The sequence below is a fragment of the Streptomyces cucumeris genome, assembly GCF_024295805.1.
GTDB lineage: Bacteria > Actinomycetota > Actinomycetes > Streptomycetales > Streptomycetaceae > Streptomyces > Streptomyces cucumeris.
Window position 1 is genome coordinate 459638 of sequence record NZ_JANCLX010000001.1, and the last position, 16208, is coordinate 475845.

The following is a 16208-nucleotide window of genomic DNA, read 5'->3' on the forward strand; positions in this document are numbered from 1 at the left end:
ACGTGCCGTCGATGCTCGACGCGGTTGTGGTGGGTGCCGGACCGAACGGGCTGACCGCGGCCGTCGAACTCGCCCGCCGCGGCTGTGCGGTGGAGGTCTACGAGGCGGCCGGTGCCATCGGCGGCGGCTCCCGCACCGAGGAGCTCACCCTCCCCGGCTTCCGCCACGACCCCTGCTCCGCCGTGCACCCCCTCGGGGTCGGCTCCCCGGCCTTCGAACGGATGCCGCTCGCCCGGCACGGTCTGGAGTGGCTGCACCCCGAGCTGGCGCTCGCCCATCCCTTCCCGGACGGTTCCGCGGCGGTGCTGGCCCGTTCGGTCGGCGAGACGGCCATGTCGCTCGGGCCGCGGGACGCCGGGACCTACCGACGGCTGGTCGCGCCCTACCTCGGCAAATGGCACACCTTCGCGCCCGACATCCTGCGCACCCAGTGGGACGGGGTGCCGCGGGACCCGGCCACCTGGGTCCGGTTCGGGCTGCACGCGCTCCAGCCGTCCACCCTCCTCGCCCGCCGTTTCCGCGGCGAGAAGGCGAAGGCCCTGATCAGCGGGCTTGCCGGACATGCCATCGCGCCGACCAGCGCGCTGACCACCGCGGCGCCCGCGCTGACCTTCGCCGTCGCCGCCCATGAGGTCGGCTGGCCGGTGCCGCGCGGCGGCTCCCAGTCCATCGCGGACGCCCTCGGCTCCTACCTGCGCGAGCAGGGCGGCACGATCCACGTCGGCACCCCGGTCCGGCGGCTCGATGAACTGCCGCCCGCCCGTGCGTACGTCTTCGACACCTCACCCACCGCACTGGCCCGGATCGCCGGACTGGGCAACGCCTTCGCCCACTACCGCTACGGGGCCTCCGTCTTCAAGATCGACTACGCCCTGGACGGCCCGGTGCCGTGGACCGCGTCCGAGGCCCGCCGTGCCGGGACCGTCCATATCGGCCCCTCCGCGGGTGAGATCGGCGCGGCGCTGCGGGCCGCCACCGACGGCCGTGAGCCGACGGTGCCGTTCCTGATCGCCGCCCAGCCGTCCCTGCTCGACGCCTCCCGCGCCCCCGAGGGCAAGCACACCTTCTGGGTCTACGGGCATGTGCCCAGCGGCTGGAAGGGCGATGCCACGGAGGTCATCGAGCGGCAGATCGAGCGGTTCGCCCCCGGTTTCCGCGATCTCGTCCTGGCCCGCGCGGTGGCCGGACCCCCCGAGCTGGCCGCGCGCAACGCCAACTACGTGGGCGGCGACATCGCCTGCGGTGTCTTCGGCGGCCTCCAGGCGGTGATACGGCCCCGGTTGGCCCGGGTCCCGTACGCCACCCCCCACCCCGCCGTCTTCCTGTGCTCCTCGGCGACCCCGCCCGGCCCCGGTGTCCACGGGATGTCGGGGCACCATGCGGCACGGGCGGTGTGGCGGCGGCTGCGGCAGGGGCGCTAGGGCGGACCGGCCGGTCCGCCCCGGTGCGTCAGTGCCTCAGTGCGGAATGGTGTCGATGACCTCGCGGGCACCCTGGCGCAGCAGCGCCACCGCCACCGAGGTGCCCAGGGTGGCCGGGTCCAGCGGGCCCGCCCACTCGTGCGCGTCCAGCACCGTCTTGCCGTCCGGGCTGAACACCCGGGCGCGCAGTGACAGCCGTCCGTCGCGCTCGGCCTTGGCGAACCCCGCGATGGGGGAGTTGCAGTGTCCCTGGAGGACGTGCAGCAGCATCCGCTCCGCCGTGACCTCCTTCCACGCGTCGGTGTCCCCGAGTCCGGCGACGGCGTCGATGGTCGCGGTGTCGTCCTCGCGGCACTGGAGCCCGAGTACCCCGGCGCCGATCGGCGGGCACATGGTGTCGACGGAGAGGATCTCGCTGATCACGTCCGTCCGGCCGATGCGCTCCAGACCGGAGACGGCCAGCAGCAGCGCGTCCGCGTCACCGGCCGCCAGCTTCTCCAGACGGCGGTTGGCGTTGCCGCGCATCGGCACGCACTCGACGTGCGGGTGGGTGACGGCGAGTTGGGCCACCCGCCGTACCGAGGAGGTGCCGATCCTGGTGCCCTCGGGCATCTGGTCGAGGGTCAGCCCCTCGGGGTGGATCACGGCGTCGCGGATGTCGTCCCGCTTGAGATAGGCGGCGAACACGGTGCCCGCGGGCAGCGGCCGGTCGGCGGGCACGTCCTTGATGCAGTGCACGGCCAGATCGGCCTCGCCCGCCAGCAGCGCAGCGTCCACCTCCTTGGTGAACGCGCCCTTCCCGCCCAGCTTGGACAGATCGCCCATCCACCGGTCGCCGGAGGTGGTCACCGGGATCACCTCGGTACGGATCCCGGGGTGGAGGGCCGCGAGTTCGGTGCGGACCCGCTCGACCTGGGCCAGGGCCATGGGAGAGGAGCGGGAGACGATGCGGATGAGGTCGGTGGACGACATGGCGTACACGATAGGGCGTCCGGGAGGGGCCCCGTGCCATGACGCGGTCGGGGTGACGAGCCGCACGTCCGTACCGTCGGCCGCCTCACCGCGGGCGCCCTCCCCCTTACCGCAGGTGGCGCCCGAAGTCCTCGGCCACCAGGGCCGCCAGATCGAGATACGCCTCGCGGGTCCTCGACCGCAGCAGAGCGAGGTCCGGTTCGCCACCGTCGGCCAGATGCCGGTCGAAGGGAACGGCGACCACACCACGGCAGCGGCTCCGGAAGTGCGCCACCACATCGTCGGTGTTCACCGTCGCCCCGGGGTCCCGGACCCCCGAGACGACGGTGACGCTGCGGGAGATCAGGTCCCGGTAGCCGTGTGCGGTGAGCCAGTCGAGGGTGGTGCTCGCACTGCCCGCACCGTCCACCGACGCGCTGGAGAGGACGACCAGTTGGTCGGCGAGATCCAGCACCCCGCGCATCGTGCTGTAGAGCAGCCCTGGGCCGGTGTCGGTCAGGGTGAGCGGGTACTGCCTGCCCAGGATGTCGATGACGCGGCGGTAGTCCGCGTCGTCGACCGGCAGGGCGGTGGGCTCCACGTCGCTCGCGAGCACCTCCAGTCCCGACGGGAGTCGTGAGGTGAACCGCCTGATGTCCATATAGCTGTGGAGGTACGGGAGCGCGATGACCAGGTCGCGGATGGTCGCGCCGGTCTCCAGCCGCACCCGGTGGGCGAGGGTGCCCGCGCCGGGTTTGGCGTCCAGTGCGATGACCTTGTCCTGCCGTTCGGCAGCCAGTACGGAGCCGAGCGCCAGGGTGGTCGTGGTCTTGCCGATGCCGCTCTTGAGGCTGATCACCGCGATGCGGTAGGGGGCGGGCCGCAACGGCGTACGGATCAGCTCCAGTCTGCGCTGCCGCTCCGCCGCCTTGGCCCGGCCGCCGAGCCGAAGTCGGGAGGCGATGGTCGGTCTGGCAGGTTTCGGCGGAGCGGTCATGGCGGGTGGGGCGGCCGGGGCCTGGTGGAGCAGACCATCGAGGTCGAGGAAGTCCCCATAGCCCTGGGGGGTAGGGGACGCGCTGCCCAGGGGCTGATGCTCGTAGCGGGCCAGCACTTCGGCGACCTGATGTGCCGTCGGGCGGAGTCTGGGGTCAGGGTCGAGGCACGCCTCGATCGTGGCGCGCGGACTCACCCCGGGGATGTCCCGCCACGGGAAGTCCTCCCACCGGCCGGTGCCGGCACTGCGCCCTCCCATGGCCTGGAGGATCCGGCCGAGCGCGAGGACGTCGTCCGCCGCGGCGGGCGACGCCCACACGTCGTCGACGAAGGAGACCGCCTCCCAGCCGACCAGCTTCACGGCATCGTCCACGACGAGCACCGTTGCGGTGGTGAGTCCGCCGTGGACGATGTGCCGATCGGCGCACCGGGCGACGGCTTTGGCGAGGCTCCGGCCGATACGGAGGAACCGGTCGCCGTTCCAGCCGGGCGCCCCGGCAGACAGGAGGCTCAGCAGATCGGTGGGCAGCGAACCGTCGGCGGTGCGGAGGAACTCCTCCGCCATGAACGGTGGCGCCTCGGAACTGCGCAGCAGCCGGGGCGCGTAATGGCCGTCCATCTGACGCAGTGCCTGGGTCCGTGCCCACAGCCAGTAGTCTCCGGGCTCCGCGCCCGCGTGGGGTGCGCGCACCACCGCGAACTGGCCTTGGCCGAAGCCGATATAGGTCACGATCCGGGCGTCCGACGCGAGCCTCCCGGCGATTTGGTAGGGGCCCAGGGAGACCGGGACATCGTCGGACAGCGTGACGGTGCCGTGCCGGGACCGCTCCGGCGGGACCAGCGGCGGAGGCGGCGTCGTGAACGACGCGGGTACGGGGGTCGCCGGGCGGGCCGGGAGACCCGGACCGGGTCCGATGCGGATGCCGCAGGTATCGCAGTATTCGCTGTCGCCCCGTACCGGGGCCCCGCACTCCGGGCACAGATCCGCCGGGGCGACGGTGATGTCCCAGCCGCAGGTACCGCAGTAGCGGTCGAGGGGTTCCAACGGCTCTGCGCACGTCGGGCACGCGGTGGGCGACGGCGCGGCCTGAGCGGACTCCGTCCGGCGGTCGGGCCCCCGCAGGCCCAGGGTGGGGGGTTCCGTCCCGCTCCCCGGGGCCGCCGCAAGCTCCACCGGCAGGGCCGGGGCCCCGAAGCGGGCGGCCAGGCGCGGGCCCACCTCGGCGAACGCCCGCGCACCGGGCGGCAGGACATCCGGTCCCGACGGATGGGCCAGCCAGGCGGGGAAATCGGGTGAACGGCCCGCCAGATCGGACAGGGTGCGGCCGATATGGCGCCCGGTGGCGATGAGTTCGGCGGTCGGAACGGCGTCCAGCAGCCCCGTCCGGGCCGCCTCCGGGAAGTCGAAGACCCGGTGCCGGGGCGGCAGCAGCCCCGCCCAGGGCCCCGCGTCGGCGGGCCGCAGCAGTCCGCCGAGGAAGACCTCGGCGAGGTGTGCGGTATCCGCCTGCCAGGGCACGGCGGCCTGCACCAGCCGCATCACCGGCACCGACACCGGGGCGACCGCCGCCAGATGAGCGGCCAGCCGGTACGCCTCGGGGGAGGCGGCGTCGCGGAAGCGCTGGACGCTTCCCAGCCCGTCGGCCGTAGCGGCCGCCCGGTGCGGTGCCGGTTCCGGGCGGCCGAGCAGGGGCAGCAGCGCGCTGCCGCCCGGCGAGGCGACCAGCCGGGCCCATGTCGCCATCGCCCCCGGCTCCGGTTCGATCACCGGCACCGGAACGCCGTCGAACGCCGCCAGGCCCGCCGGGAGTACGGGATCGCTCACCCGCCACGCGGTGTTGGGGGCGCCGCTGCGGCGGGTCGTCACCCGCCAGCGGTGCGCGCGGATACCGGAGCCGTCCCACATCCGGTGCGGCAGGGCGTGCAGGATCGCCGTGGGCCCGCAGCGGGCCCAGCGCCGTACGGCCTCGTGCTTGCGGCCGTCCCGCCAGGCCGGGCCCATACCGTCGCTCAGCACCAGCACCAGCGTCTGGCCGGACGGATCGGCCAGGGCCCGCGGCGGCATCGGCGCGGCCGCCGGATCGAAGGGGCGGGCGCTCAACCGCGGCGGGGCGGTGGGGTCCGGAGCGCTCAGACCGTACGTCCGCACCAGGCGGAACGCGCCCAGCCGTTCCGTCATCGCGTGGATCTCGGCGGCCAGCCGCTGCCACAGCAGCATCGAGATCCCGTCGTCGATCACCAACGCCAGATCCAGCCAGCGTTCACGCGCCGGGCGGAGCGCGACGTCCGGCAGTCCGGTCTCGGCCAGCGCCGTCACCGTGGCGTCGATGTCCACCTCGTGCCGGGCGACGCTGGGCCGGTGCTGCCGGAGCGGGCGCAGCGCGCGTCCGATCCGGAGCTCGGCGCGCAGCGCCTTGCCCTCGGGGACGCGCAGCGCGAGCGCGCCGGACGGACCGGCGTGCGGCGGGCCGTGGGCGTCGGAGCCGTCCGGGACGGCATGCAGTCCGGCGGTCCGGACGTCCTCCGGTACGGCCGACGGCGGCCCCGCCGACGGCCGGACGGGCTCCGGCGGCGGGTCCGCCGACCGCTGGGCGCCCGCCGCGCCGCCGTCCGCGCCGGAGGGGTCACGCGCGACGTCCGGCGGGTCGTCGGCCGCGGCCCGGCGGTCCAGGGCGCGGCGCAGCGGCGCGTCGGCGCCGTCCGCGGGCAGCCGTGCGGCCAGCCACAGCGCGTCCAGCAGCTCTTCGCGGGCCAGGGTGACGCCACTGGACTCGAGGACGGAACGCAGCGCGCCCAGCCGTTCATCGAGCCGTTCGGCGTCAGGGGCCATGGGTCACACCGCCCCGCCGAGCCGGTGCAGTACGGCGTCGAGCAGTCCGTCGGCGTCCAGGTCCACGCCCCCGGTGCGGAGGAAGACCGCGTTCAGGAGCTGGTCGGTGGCCAGTTCGCCCGGTGCGCGGCGGCGCAGGAACGTTCGCAGCAGATCGTCCACCTCGTGCAGCGCGCCCTCGCCGAGATGGGCAGTGACGATCGCGCGGAGCTGCCGCTCGTCCGGCGGCGGCAGTTCGAGACGGACGCAGCGCCGCAGGAACGCGGGCGGGAAGTCCCGTTCGCCGTTGCTGGTGACGACCACCACGGGGAACTCGGCACACCGCACCCGGCCGCGCACCACCCGCGCCCGCTCGCCGGTCCGCAGTGTGGGCACCTCGACCTCGGGCCGCTCGTCGGAGAGCCGGGACAGCTCGGGGATCTCGAACTCGCCCTCCTCGAAGACGGTCAGCAGATCGTTGGGCAGGTCCACATCGCCCTTGTCCAGTTCGTCGATCAGCAGCACACCGGGCCGGGGCCGCGGTACCAGGGCGGTGCCGAGCGGTCCGAGCCGCATGAAGGACCCGATGTCCGGCTCCGGCCCGCCGCGATCGCGGTTCAGCGTGGTCTCGCGGAGCCGGCCGACCGCGTCGTAGCGGTAGAGCGCGTCCTGCACGGTGGAGCGGCTGTTGACCGGCCAGCGCAGTACCTCGCCGAGGTCCAGCTCATGGGCGACGGCCCGGGCCAGGGACGATTTGCCGGTGCCGGGCTGGCCGGTGACCAGCAGCGGGCGGCGCAGATGGAGTGCCGCGTTCACCACGTCGGCGTGGTCGGCGGAGATCAGGTAGGGCGGCGGGCCGTCCTCGCCGGACCCGGTGCCCGGGGCGCCGAACCGCCGCCAGGGCGGGGCCGGGGGCAGGTCGGCGCCCCGCGCGACACCGTCGCCGCGGAAGAGCCGCCAGTCGTTGCCGCCGGGTGGGGGACGGTCGTACGACGCCGTCATGGGACCTCCGTAGCGATATGGCCGAGGTGGCCGAGGTGGCCGGCACGGCGGACAGGGACTGTGCGATGGACGGTCATGACGGCTCCGTGGGGTCGGCCAGCTCCAGCCGGGGCAGTTCGCGGTCGGCCTCGGCCCAGGCCAGCACCGGCCGCCCCAGGAACGTCCGCGGACAGCCGAGGGTCCTGGCGCGGTAGGCGCGCACCGTCTCCGGCAACCGGCGCGGCGGGGTGCCCGCCACCGCCCGTACGGCGTGCGAGCCGGACTCCGCGTCCGTGTCCCGGTCCCAGACGACGACCGGCATCCCCATCGCCAGACACACCTGGACGATCTCGATCCGCACCTCCGCCGGAACGCCGTCCACCGTGGCCTGCGCGGCGTCCAGATGGTCCATCAGCAGCGCGTACACCCCGTGCGCGCCGCCCGTGGCGCCGTCGATGTGCACGGCCCCGCCGTCGTCCAGCCGCTGCCAGCGGTGGCGCAGCGCCGCCTTGAACCGCTCACCGGCCCGCTGGAGCAGTTCCGGGCAGTGGACGACGAGCGGGTACTCCGCGCCCAGCACCCCGGGCACCAGACCGGCCGGGCCCGGCCACTCCCACTGGTCGACCGGGAGCTCCAGCGCCTCGCGGTCCACGATGAGTTCGATGACGGGCCGGACCCCGGCGGGGAGCGCCCGGTGCAGCGGCTCGATCACCGTGAGGATGTCCTCGGCGGCCTGGGCCGCGCTGCGCGGCGCATAGCCCTCGCCGTCGCCGCCGCCACCGGACACCCGGCGGGGGCCCTCGCCCTCGTCGCACCACATCCGCAGCCGGTAGCGGTCGGTGCCGTCCTGGCCGGGGTGGGCGGTGAGCCGCACCAGCACCCGGGGGACCGCGGCCGACGTCCGCTGGCGCTTCGCCCACTCGTGGGCGTCGGTGCGGCGCTCCTCCAGCGCGGCCGGGTGGATGCCCAGCCGGACGGCGACCGCCGTGCTCCAGCGGCGCAGCGCCTCACCGGGGTCGGCCGGGCACAGGGCGGCCACGTACGTGACCACGCGCAGCAGTCCGGGGACGCCCGCGGTGCCGTCGGGGACGGGGCGGCTGTCCCCGCGCAGCCCCTCCAGAGCGCCGATCAGCTCCCGGACGCGGACCGCCCGCACCCCGGCGTCCGGGTCGGTCCAGCCGGATCCGGCGAGCGGTGTCCCCGGCAGCTCGGCCAGCGGCAGCGCGGCCCGTACGACGGAGGGGAGTCGGGCGGCCACGGTGAGGGGCACCCGGGCGAACTGGGTCAGCAACTCTTCCAGCTCACCGGGGGAGAGCAGTTGGGGCACCCCGGACATCCGCCCGGCGGCGAGGAGTTCGGCGACATCGCGCGGGGCGGCGGGGTGCAGTACCTCGGCGAGGGCGGGCAGCGCCCGTCCGTCCTGGGTGAGCAGCCGGGCGAACTCGTCCACGGACGGGGCGGAGCCGTCGGTGCGGTGGGGGTGGCCGCAGCGCCGGGCGACGGTACGGGCGCAGTCGGCGCGGCGGACGGGGTCGGCCAGCGCGCGGGCGAGGACGGCCGTGAGGAGGCGGTGGGCGGGGTCGGGGTGCGGTGGTGCGGGTGGCGGGGGTGCGGCGGGCCCGGATAACCCCCCGTCGCCGTACGGTCCGGACGGCGTCCACGGCTCGTACGGCGTCCACGGTCCGGGCGCCGGTTCGTGGAGTACGTGCGCCGCGCCCGCCCGGCGCAGCTCGTCCTGGATCCGCTGCCACGGAATGCTCCAGCTACGGCGCGCGACATGGTGCGGTGCGTAGGCCAGCGGAGCTCCGGTGGCCGGATGGTGAGGGGGTGTCAGGGCGGCCGCGACCAGGCCGACCACCGCCCCTTCCTCACCCGACCACAGCGGCCCTCCGCTGTAGCCGTGGTCGATGGCGACCCCGGTGAGGGACTCGCCGTCCACATAGCCGATCCGGCCGTCGCACGAGGTCACCTGGGCCTTGGCGATGGTGGCCGCGAGCCCGCTGGCGTGCCAGGCGAGCACCGACTGCCCCGCCGTCATGGCCCGCCAGCGCGGCGCGAGCAGCTCACGGGGCGGCGGTTCGGTGAGGTCGAGTACGGCTAGATCGCCTTCCCACTCCACGCCGCGGGAGCGGCCCGGGGGTATCCACACGGTGAGTTCGGCGGTGCGGATGTGCGGGGCCCCGCCGTCCGGACCGTGCACCCGCACCGTCAGCGCGCCCGCCGCCGGAGGGTCGGCGCAGGTGGTGTCCTCCTTGCCCAGCGCACAGTTGATCACATGCGCACAGGTCAGGAAGCGACGGCCGCCGGGGAGCAGGACCCCGGAGCCGACCGCCTCCTGGTCGACCTGGCTCAGCACCGAGACCGTGACCGGACGCTGCCCGGGGGCCGGTGCGGAACGGAACCACTCCATCGGTCAGGCCGTACGGGGACCCGAGAGCTGCCAGGTGGCCGAAATCGTCATGCTGGCCTGGCCGCCCGCGCCGACGATGCCCAGCTTGAGGTCCTGGCCGACCTGGACGCCGAACTGCACCTGGATCTCGTCGGGTGGGTTCGCCGCGGTGGACACCGCGTCATGCACCTCCTGCAACAGCGGGCCCAGCGGCCGCAGTACCGCGCGCAGCCCGTCCGCGGCCAGCACCGCGGCCCGCTGCCCCCGGGACACCGGTGTCACCCCGCCGATCCCGCCGGGCAGCCGGTCCGCCGGGTCCCCGGGGGTGCTGCCATTGGTGGCGGGCGGCGCGGCGCCGGGCGCGCCGACCACGGGGGTCAGCTCTAGACGTACGGGGGTGCCATCGGGGAGCGGGAGCTCGGCGTAGTCCGTCACATGACCATGATGCCGATCGGCACGCCCCCGGTCTGCCTGTTTCACACAACCGCCCTCGTCGGACGGGCCGCCGCGGCCCGGCGGAAGGTCCATGTCGGATTTCCGCGAGCACCGCCCCACCCGCTGGCGGATGCTGGAGACATGCACACCGACACCGACCGGTGCCTGCGCGCGGCGCAGGCCAAGGACGCCCGCTTCGACGGCTGGTTCTTCATCGCCGTCGTCACCACGGGCATCTACTGCCGCCCCAGCTGTCCGGTCGTCGGTCCCAAGCCCGGGAACATGCGGTTCTACCCCAGCGCGGCCGCGGCCCAGCAGGCCGGTTTCCGGGCCTGCAAACGGTGCCGCCCCGACGCCAGCCCCGGCTCCCCGCAGTGGAACGAGCGCGCGGACCTGGTGGCCCGTGCCATGCGGATGATCGCGGACGGTGTGGTGGACCGGGACGGGGTGCCGGGTCTTGCCGCGCGGCTCGGCTACAGCACCCGCCAGATCGAACGGCAGCTCCGCGCCGAGCTCGGCGCGGGGCCCCTCGCCCTGGCCCGCGCCCAGCGGGCGCAGACCGCGCGGCTGCTCATCGAGACCAGCCCGCTGCCGATGGCGGACATCGCCTTCGCCGCCGGGTTCGCCAGCATCCGCGCCTTCAACGAGACCGTGCGCGAGGTCTTCGCGCTCACCCCGACCGAGCTGCGGCAGCGGGCCAGGAGCGGTCCGCAGCCCGCCGTCCCCGGCGTGCTGACCCTGCGACTGCCCTTCCGCGCCCCGCTGTGCCCGGACAACCTCTTCGGACACCTGGCCGCCACCGCGGTCCCCGGGGTGGAGGAGTGGCGCGACGGCGCGTACCGGCGGACCCTGCGGCTGCCGTACGGACCCGGGGTGGTCGCCCTGAGCCCGCGGCCGGACCACATCGCCTGTCAGCTCTCACTCGCCGATCTGCGCGATCTGGCCGGGGCGATCAGCCGTTGCCGCCGGATGCTGGACCTCGACGCCGACCCGGCCGCCGTGGACGAGCTGCTGCGCGCCGACGACCGGCTCGCGCCGCTGGTCGACAAGGCCCCGGGGCGACGGGTGCCGGGCACGGTGGACGCCGAGGAGTTCGCGGTGCGCGCCGTGCTCGGCCAGCAGGTGTCCACGGCGGCGGCCCGTACCCACGCGGCCCGGCTGGTGACCGCCCACGGCGAGCCCGTCGCGGATCCGGCGGGCGGACTGACCCACCTCTTCCCGACCGTCGGCGCCCTCGCCGGTCTCGACCCGGAGGCGCTGGCCATGCCGCGCACCCGCCGGGCCACGCTCACCGGACTGATCGGCGCGCTCGCCGAGGGCCGGGTCACGCTCGGCGTCGGCACCGACTGGGACGCCGCCCGCGCCGGTCTGACCGCGCTGCCCGGGCTCGGCCCGTGGACCGTGGAGATCATCGCGATGCGGGCGCTCGGCGACCCGGACGCCTTCATCCCCACCGACCTGGGTGTGCGCCGCGGCGCCGCGGGGCTGGGCCTGCCCGCCACCCCGGGCGCGCTGACCCGGCACTCCACACGGTGGCGGCCGTGGCGGGCCTACGCCGTCCAGTACCTATGGGCCACCGACGAGTCGCATGCGATCAACCGGCTGCCCGCGCCCTGACCGTCACCAGCACCCCGAGGAAGACAGCCCGACATGATCACGCACACCGTCGTCGACAGCCCCTGCGGCCCGCTCACCCTGGTCGCCACCGACGGGGAGCTCAGCGGTCTCTACATGGCGGGGCAGCGGCACCGCCCGCCCGAGGAGAGTTTCGGCGCGCCCGGCGACCCGGACGAGGCGCCGTTCGCCGAGACCGCCCGCCAGCTCACCGCCTACTTCGCGGGCGACCTCACCGCGTTCGAGCTGCCGCTGAAGCTGACCGGCACGCCGTTCCAGCGCCGCGTCTGGGCCGAGCTGTGCCGCATCCCCTACGGCGTGACGCTCTCCTACGGGCAGCTCGCCGACCGGATCGGACAGCCCTCCGCGTCCCGCGCCGTCGGTCTGGCCAACGGCAAGAACCCGGTGGGCATCATCGTCCCCTGCCACCGCGTCGTCGGTGCCTCCGGCAGCCTCACCGGCTACGGCGGCGGACTCGACCGCAAGCGCCGGCTCCTGGACTTCGAGAGCGGGGCCGGGCTGGTCGGCGTCTGGGATCTCGTGGACTGACGCGCCGCCCGGCCTCAGCCGCCCGCGGCGATCCGGTCCAGCAGGGCGGGCAGCGCCGTACCGATGGGCTCGCGCACGACCTCGTCCGCGAGCTCGTCGTACGGGGTCGGCTCGGCGTTGACGATGATCAGCCGGGCGCCGCCCTCCGCCGCCATCCCCGCGAGCGAGGCCGCGGGCTGCACCTGGAGGCTGGTGCCGACCGCGATGAACACCTCGCAGGCCCGCGCCACCGCGACCGCATCGGTCAGCACCTCCGGGTCCAGGTTCTGCCCGAACATCACCGTCGCCGACTTCAGGATCCCGCCGCACTCCTCACAGGACGGGTCCGGATCCCCGGACGCCACCCGCTCCAGCGCGCCTGCCATGTCCGACCGTGCGTCACACACCGTGCACTGGACCGTCCGTGCGGTGCCGTGCAGTTCGAGCACCTTGCGCGCGGGCAGTCCGGCGAGCTGGTGCAGCCCGTCCACGTTCTGGGTGATCACCCTGACCGGCACCCCGGACCGCTCCAGCCGCGCCACCGCCTCATGGGCCCCGTTCGGCCGGGCGCGCAGCGCCTCGCTGTCCCGCCGCATCAGCCAGGAGCGGCGCCGGATCTCCGGGTCGGTCATGTAGTGGTCGTAGGTCACGAGCTTCTCGGCCTCGGGGTCCTGCCGCCACAGCCCCTGCGGCCCGCGGTAGTCCGGGATCCCGGAGTCCGTGGAGATGCCCGCGCCGCTCAGGATCGCCACCAGGGGCCGGTGCTCGCTCTCGCTGCTCATGCCGCCGAGCGTACGCAGCGGGCACGCACGGGGGCGACCGCGTTTCGCCGGACGCGGCGGCGCTACGTCACGACGAGCTGAGCCCCCGCACCCGCCACCGCCAGCCGGTGCGTGCGTGCCGCCAGGTCGCTGATGCGGGCGCCGTCGAAGCCGAACACCGCGCTGCGCAGGCGGTCCTCGAGCGGGACGGTCCACTGCGGGGGGATGGCCTGCGCACCGCACAGCACCCCCGCGACCGAGCCCGCCGTCGCGCCGTTGGAATCGGTGTCCAGACCGCCGCGGACGGTCAGGGCGAGCGTGGCGGTGAAGTCCCCGGCGCCGTAGAGCAGTCCGGCGGTGATCACGGCGGCGTTGGGGACGACATGGATCCAGGGCAGCCCGGCTGTCTCCCGCTCCAACTGATCCAGGGCGTCCGCCCAGTCCACGCCCGCGTCGTACAGGGACGCGGCGCGGCGGACGACACGGGCCAGTCGGCAGCGCGGGGGGATGGGGGTCAGGGCCTCCTCGACGGCTTCGCGCGGGCCGTCGGCGGTGAAGGCGGCGGCGATCAGGGCGGCCGCCCACATCGCGCCGTAGACCCCGTTGCCGGTGTGGGACAGCACGGCGTCACGGCGGGCCATCCCGGCGGCGCGGCGCGGATCGCCGGGGTTGACCCAGCCGTGGATGTCGGCGCGGATCAGGGCGCCGATCCACTCCTGGTACGGATTGTCGAGTGTGGCGCTGAGCGGCGGCTTCACCCCGGCGGCCAGATTGCGGTACGCCGCGCGCTCGGCGGTGAAGGTCTGGAGGTAGGGCAGGCACAGCAGCCACATCTCGCCGGCCTGCTCGGTGGTGTACCCGAAGCCGTGGGTCTCCAGCAGGTGCAGCCCCAGGACCGAGTAGTCCACGTCGTCGTCGCGGACGCTGCCGTGGATCCGGCCGCGGACGCACCGCTGCCACTCGGGGCGCAGTGCGAACTCCACGGGGTCCGGCGGCGGCTCCAGCGCGGGCAGGTAGTCGGTGAGCGGCAGCGCCCCGGCACGGCGCAGATAGCGGTCGATACGCGCGCGGGTCCAGTGCGTCCCTTCCTCGACGGGCTTGCCGAGCATGTTCCCGGCGACACGGCCCAGCCAGCCGCCGTGGATCCTGTCGGAGAGTGCGCTGCCGCTGAGGCCCATGTGTCAGGTGTACCGGAGACCGGGGCGCAGCGCGCGGGAAAGCGGTGGTGGGCAAGGGGCTTGGCGGCGGATAGGGTCGCAGCGGCGCGACTGCCTGTTCCGGAAGCAAGGGGTTACCAAGGTGACGGACGAGGAAAAGGCAGAGCCGACGAAGACCTGGGCCGAGGGGCAGCAGACCCGGCCGACCCGTGTGCTCATCGCCGCGGACAAGTTCAAGGGATCGCTCACCGCCGTGCGGGTCGCCGGGCATGTGACGGCCGGGCTGCGCCGCGGCGCGGCGGAGGGCGCGGAGCTGGAGATCGTGTCGCTGCCGGTCGCCGACGGCGGTGACGGCACGGTGGACGCGGCCGTAGCGGCCGGGTTCGAGCGCCGGGAGTTGACGGTCACCGGACCGCTGGGCACCCCGGTGACGGCCGCGTACGCGCTGCGCGGGACCACCGCCGTGGTGGAGATGGCGGAGGCGTCGGGGTTGCGGCACCTCCCGGCCGGGGTGTACGCACCGCTGACGGCGACCACCCACGGCAGCGGTGAGCTGCTGCGCGCGGCCCTGGATGCGGGGGCGCGCCGCATCGTGTTCGGTGTCGGAGGCAGCGCCACCACGGACGGCGGCGCGGGGATGCTGGTGGCGCTGGGCGCCCGGCTGCTGGACGCGGACGGCGCACCGGTCGCCCCGGGCGGCGGCCCGCTGTGCGAGCTGGCCACCGCGGATCTGACCGGTCTGGACCCGCGGCTCGCGGAGACCGAGGTCGTGCTCGCCAGCGATGTCGACAATCCGCTGACCGGGCCGAAGGGCGCGGCGGCGGTCTACGGCCCGCAGAAGGGCGCGGGTCCGGAGGAGGTCCGGGCACTGGACGCCGCGCTGGCGCACTACGCGCGGGTGCTGGAGCGGGCGGCGGGCTCCCGGGCCGCCGACTGCGCCCAGGCACCCGGCGCGGGCGCGGCGGGCGGTATCGGCTTCGGCGCGCTCCTGGGCCTCGGCGCGGTCTTCCGCCCGGGGATCGACGTGATGCTGGACGTGCTCGGCTTCGCGGCGGCGCTGGAGGGCACGGATCTGGTGATCACGGGCGAGGGCTCGCTCGACGGGCAGACCCTGCACGGCAAGGCCCCGGCGGGCGTGGCGGCGGCGGCGCGGGCGCGGGGCATCGAGGTCGTGGCGGTCTGCGGCCGTCTCGCCCTCTCCCCGTCGGCCCTGGGCACGGCGGGCATCCGCCGCGCCTATCCCCTCACCGATCTGGAGCCCGACCCGGCACGCTGTATCGCCGAGGCCGGCCCCCTCCTGGAACGCACGGCCGAACGCCTGGCCGCGGACTTCCTGGTCTGACGTCAGCGCTCCGGCGGAATGGGGTACGGGTACGGGGACGTACCCGTACCCTGGTGTGATGAGTGGAAGGAGCCTCACCATGGCCGACGCGAACATCCGCATCCCCACGGAGGCGCGAGACCGGCTCGCGGAGATAGCGGCGTCGGAGGGGCTGTCCCTGCGGGCCTACCTGGCCCGCCTGGCCGAATCGGTGCTGACCCCCGCTGAGCGCGCTGAGCGTGCCGAGAAGGCTCGTTCCGTGTTGCGAGAGTGGAACGGATACGACCCCACCGAGGCCGAGGTGGCCGATCTGGACGCCGAACTGGACCGGCGGCTGGCCGAGGCGGCGCCCCGGTGACCGATGCGATGCACATCGTGCTGGACGACACGGCCATGGTGGCGGCCGGCCGCGGCAACATCCTGCTCTCCCGGCTGATCCACCGAGCTCACGCCGAAGCGGACTGGTTCCTCTACGCCCCGGCCTGCGCCCTCGTGGAGGCCGACCGCACCCGCCCCGGGACGGCAGAGCACATCGCTGCCCTGCCCGGCCTGACGGTCCTCGACCTGGACCTGTCTGCTGCCCTTTCGGTGGCGCGCGACACCGAAAGATGGGCGATGGCCCACGCCGCCTACGTGGCCCAGCCGAACCCTGAGCGCCCGGACGGGGCGCGGGTCGCGACGACCGCTGCGGACGAGTGGAAAGGACGGCCGGTGCGCATCCTCGATGTGGAGCCGTGACGTGGGTGGTGAACCCAGAACGGCGTGGGGGGCGCGCGGGGGGGGGGGGGGGCCCCCCCCCGGGGGGGGGGGGGGGGGGGGCAGGGGGGGGGCCCCCGGACGGGCGA

General features: G+C 74.9%; 13 protein-coding genes. 6 read left to right on the top strand and 7 right to left on the bottom strand.

Annotated elements, in window-relative coordinates; translation table 11 throughout:
- Nucleotides 1-11: 11 nt before the first annotated feature.
- On the top strand, nt 12-1421 hold the full coding sequence (locus tag NMK44_RS02160) for a phytoene desaturase family protein (RefSeq protein WP_254737844.1): 1410 nt from the start codon (nt 12-14) through the stop codon (nt 1419-1421).
- A 36-nt stretch (nt 1422-1457) separates the two neighbouring features.
- Here NMK44_RS02160 and hemC read toward each other — a convergent pair whose 3' ends face one another.
- The 5 genes from hemC to NMK44_RS02185 all read right to left on the bottom strand — a co-directional run bounded on the left by hemC (nt 1458) and on the right by NMK44_RS02185 (nt 9982).
- Complete coding sequence (gene hemC, locus NMK44_RS02165; protein ID WP_254737542.1) at nt 1458-2393, bottom strand: hydroxymethylbilane synthase; 936 nt, start codon at nt 2391-2393, stop codon at nt 1458-1460.
- Between the two features lie 106 nt (nt 2394-2499).
- A complete protein-coding gene (locus tag NMK44_RS02170; RefSeq protein ID WP_254737544.1) occupies nt 2500-6198 on the bottom strand; it encodes an SAV_2336 N-terminal domain-related protein in 3699 nt (1232 codons plus the stop codon).
- 3 nt (nt 6199-6201) lie between these two features.
- Entirely contained in the window at nt 6202-7179 is a 978-nt protein-coding gene (locus NMK44_RS02175; RefSeq protein ID WP_254737546.1) for an AAA family ATPase, read from the bottom strand.
- A gap of 73 nt (nt 7180-7252) precedes the next feature.
- A complete protein-coding gene (locus tag NMK44_RS02180) occupies nt 7253-9568 on the bottom strand; it encodes a VMAP-C domain-containing protein (RefSeq protein WP_254737548.1) in 2316 nt (771 codons plus the stop codon).
- A 3-nt stretch (nt 9569-9571) separates the two neighbouring features.
- A complete protein-coding gene (locus tag NMK44_RS02185; RefSeq protein WP_254737550.1) occupies nt 9572-9982 on the bottom strand; it encodes a CU044_2847 family protein in 411 nt (136 codons plus the stop codon).
- Nucleotides 9983-10123: 141 nt separating this feature from the next.
- Between NMK44_RS02185 and NMK44_RS02190 the strand changes: the two genes are divergently transcribed.
- Entirely contained in the window at nt 10124-11599 is a 1476-nt protein-coding gene (locus tag NMK44_RS02190; RefSeq protein ID WP_254737552.1) for an AlkA N-terminal domain-containing protein, read from the top strand.
- A gap of 33 nt (nt 11600-11632) precedes the next feature.
- On the top strand, nt 11633-12145 hold the full coding sequence (locus tag NMK44_RS02195) for a methylated-DNA--[protein]-cysteine S-methyltransferase (protein ID WP_254737554.1): 513 nt from the start codon (nt 11633-11635) through the stop codon (nt 12143-12145).
- Nucleotides 12146-12159: 14 nt separating this feature from the next.
- On the opposite strand, the gene NMK44_RS02200 is transcribed toward NMK44_RS02195, so the two are convergent.
- Together NMK44_RS02200 and NMK44_RS02205 are read right to left on the bottom strand one after the other, a co-directional pair.
- Nucleotides 12160-12906, bottom strand: coding sequence for an SIR2 family NAD-dependent protein deacylase (locus NMK44_RS02200; RefSeq protein ID WP_254737556.1), 747 nt, complete (start codon nt 12904-12906; stop codon nt 12160-12162).
- Nucleotides 12907-12968: 62 nt separating this feature from the next.
- Nucleotides 12969-14063 (bottom strand): ADP-ribosylglycohydrolase family protein, encoded by a 1095-nt coding sequence (locus NMK44_RS02205; protein WP_254737558.1) that lies wholly within the window; start codon nt 14061-14063, stop codon nt 12969-12971.
- A gap of 190 nt (nt 14064-14253) precedes the next feature.
- Between NMK44_RS02205 and NMK44_RS02210 the strand changes: the two genes are divergently transcribed.
- From NMK44_RS02210 to NMK44_RS02220, 3 genes are all read left to right on the top strand, one after another.
- A complete protein-coding gene (locus tag NMK44_RS02210) occupies nt 14254-15384 on the top strand; it encodes a glycerate kinase (protein ID WP_254737846.1) in 1131 nt (376 codons plus the stop codon).
- Nucleotides 15385-15463: 79 nt separating this feature from the next.
- On the top strand, nt 15464-15721 hold the full coding sequence (locus NMK44_RS02215) for a hypothetical protein (RefSeq protein ID WP_254737560.1): 258 nt from the start codon (nt 15464-15466) through the stop codon (nt 15719-15721).
- Nucleotides 15718-16101, top strand: a complete 384-nt coding sequence (locus NMK44_RS02220) for a PIN domain-containing protein (RefSeq protein WP_254737562.1) — start codon at nt 15718-15720, stop codon at nt 16099-16101. The genes NMK44_RS02215 and NMK44_RS02220 overlap by 4 nt, the downstream gene beginning before the upstream one ends.
- Nucleotides 16102-16208 lie beyond the last annotated feature (107 nt).

Bases quoted from the DNA above. Each gene is read 5' to 3' on its own strand.
- NMK44_RS02180 (WP_254737548.1), bottom strand. From the start codon at position 9,568: ATGGAGTGGTTCCGTTCCGCACCGGCCCCCGGGCAGCGTCCGGTCACG.
- NMK44_RS02175 (WP_254737546.1), bottom strand. From the start codon at position 7,179: ATGACGGCGTCGTACGACCGTCCCCCACCCGGCGGCAACGACTGGCGG.
- NMK44_RS02170 (WP_254737544.1), bottom strand. From the start codon at position 6,198: ATGGCCCCTGACGCCGAACGGCTCGATGAACGGCTGGGCGCGCTGCGT.
- hemC (WP_254737542.1), bottom strand. From the start codon at position 2,393: ATGTCGTCCACCGACCTCATCCGCATCGTCTCCCGCTCCTCTCCCATG.
- NMK44_RS02190 (WP_254737552.1), top strand. From the start codon at position 10,124: ATGCACACCGACACCGACCGGTGCCTGCGCGCGGCGCAGGCCAAGGAC.
- NMK44_RS02195 (WP_254737554.1), top strand. From the start codon at position 11,633: ATGATCACGCACACCGTCGTCGACAGCCCCTGCGGCCCGCTCACCCTG.
- NMK44_RS02200 (WP_254737556.1), bottom strand. From the start codon at position 12,906: ATGAGCAGCGAGAGCGAGCACCGGCCCCTGGTGGCGATCCTGAGCGGC.
- NMK44_RS02160 (WP_254737844.1), top strand. From the start codon at position 12: ATGCTCGACGCGGTTGTGGTGGGTGCCGGACCGAACGGGCTGACCGCG.
- NMK44_RS02215 (WP_254737560.1), top strand. From the start codon at position 15,464: ATGGCCGACGCGAACATCCGCATCCCCACGGAGGCGCGAGACCGGCTC.
- NMK44_RS02205 (WP_254737558.1), bottom strand. From the start codon at position 14,063: ATGGGCCTCAGCGGCAGCGCACTCTCCGACAGGATCCACGGCGGCTGG.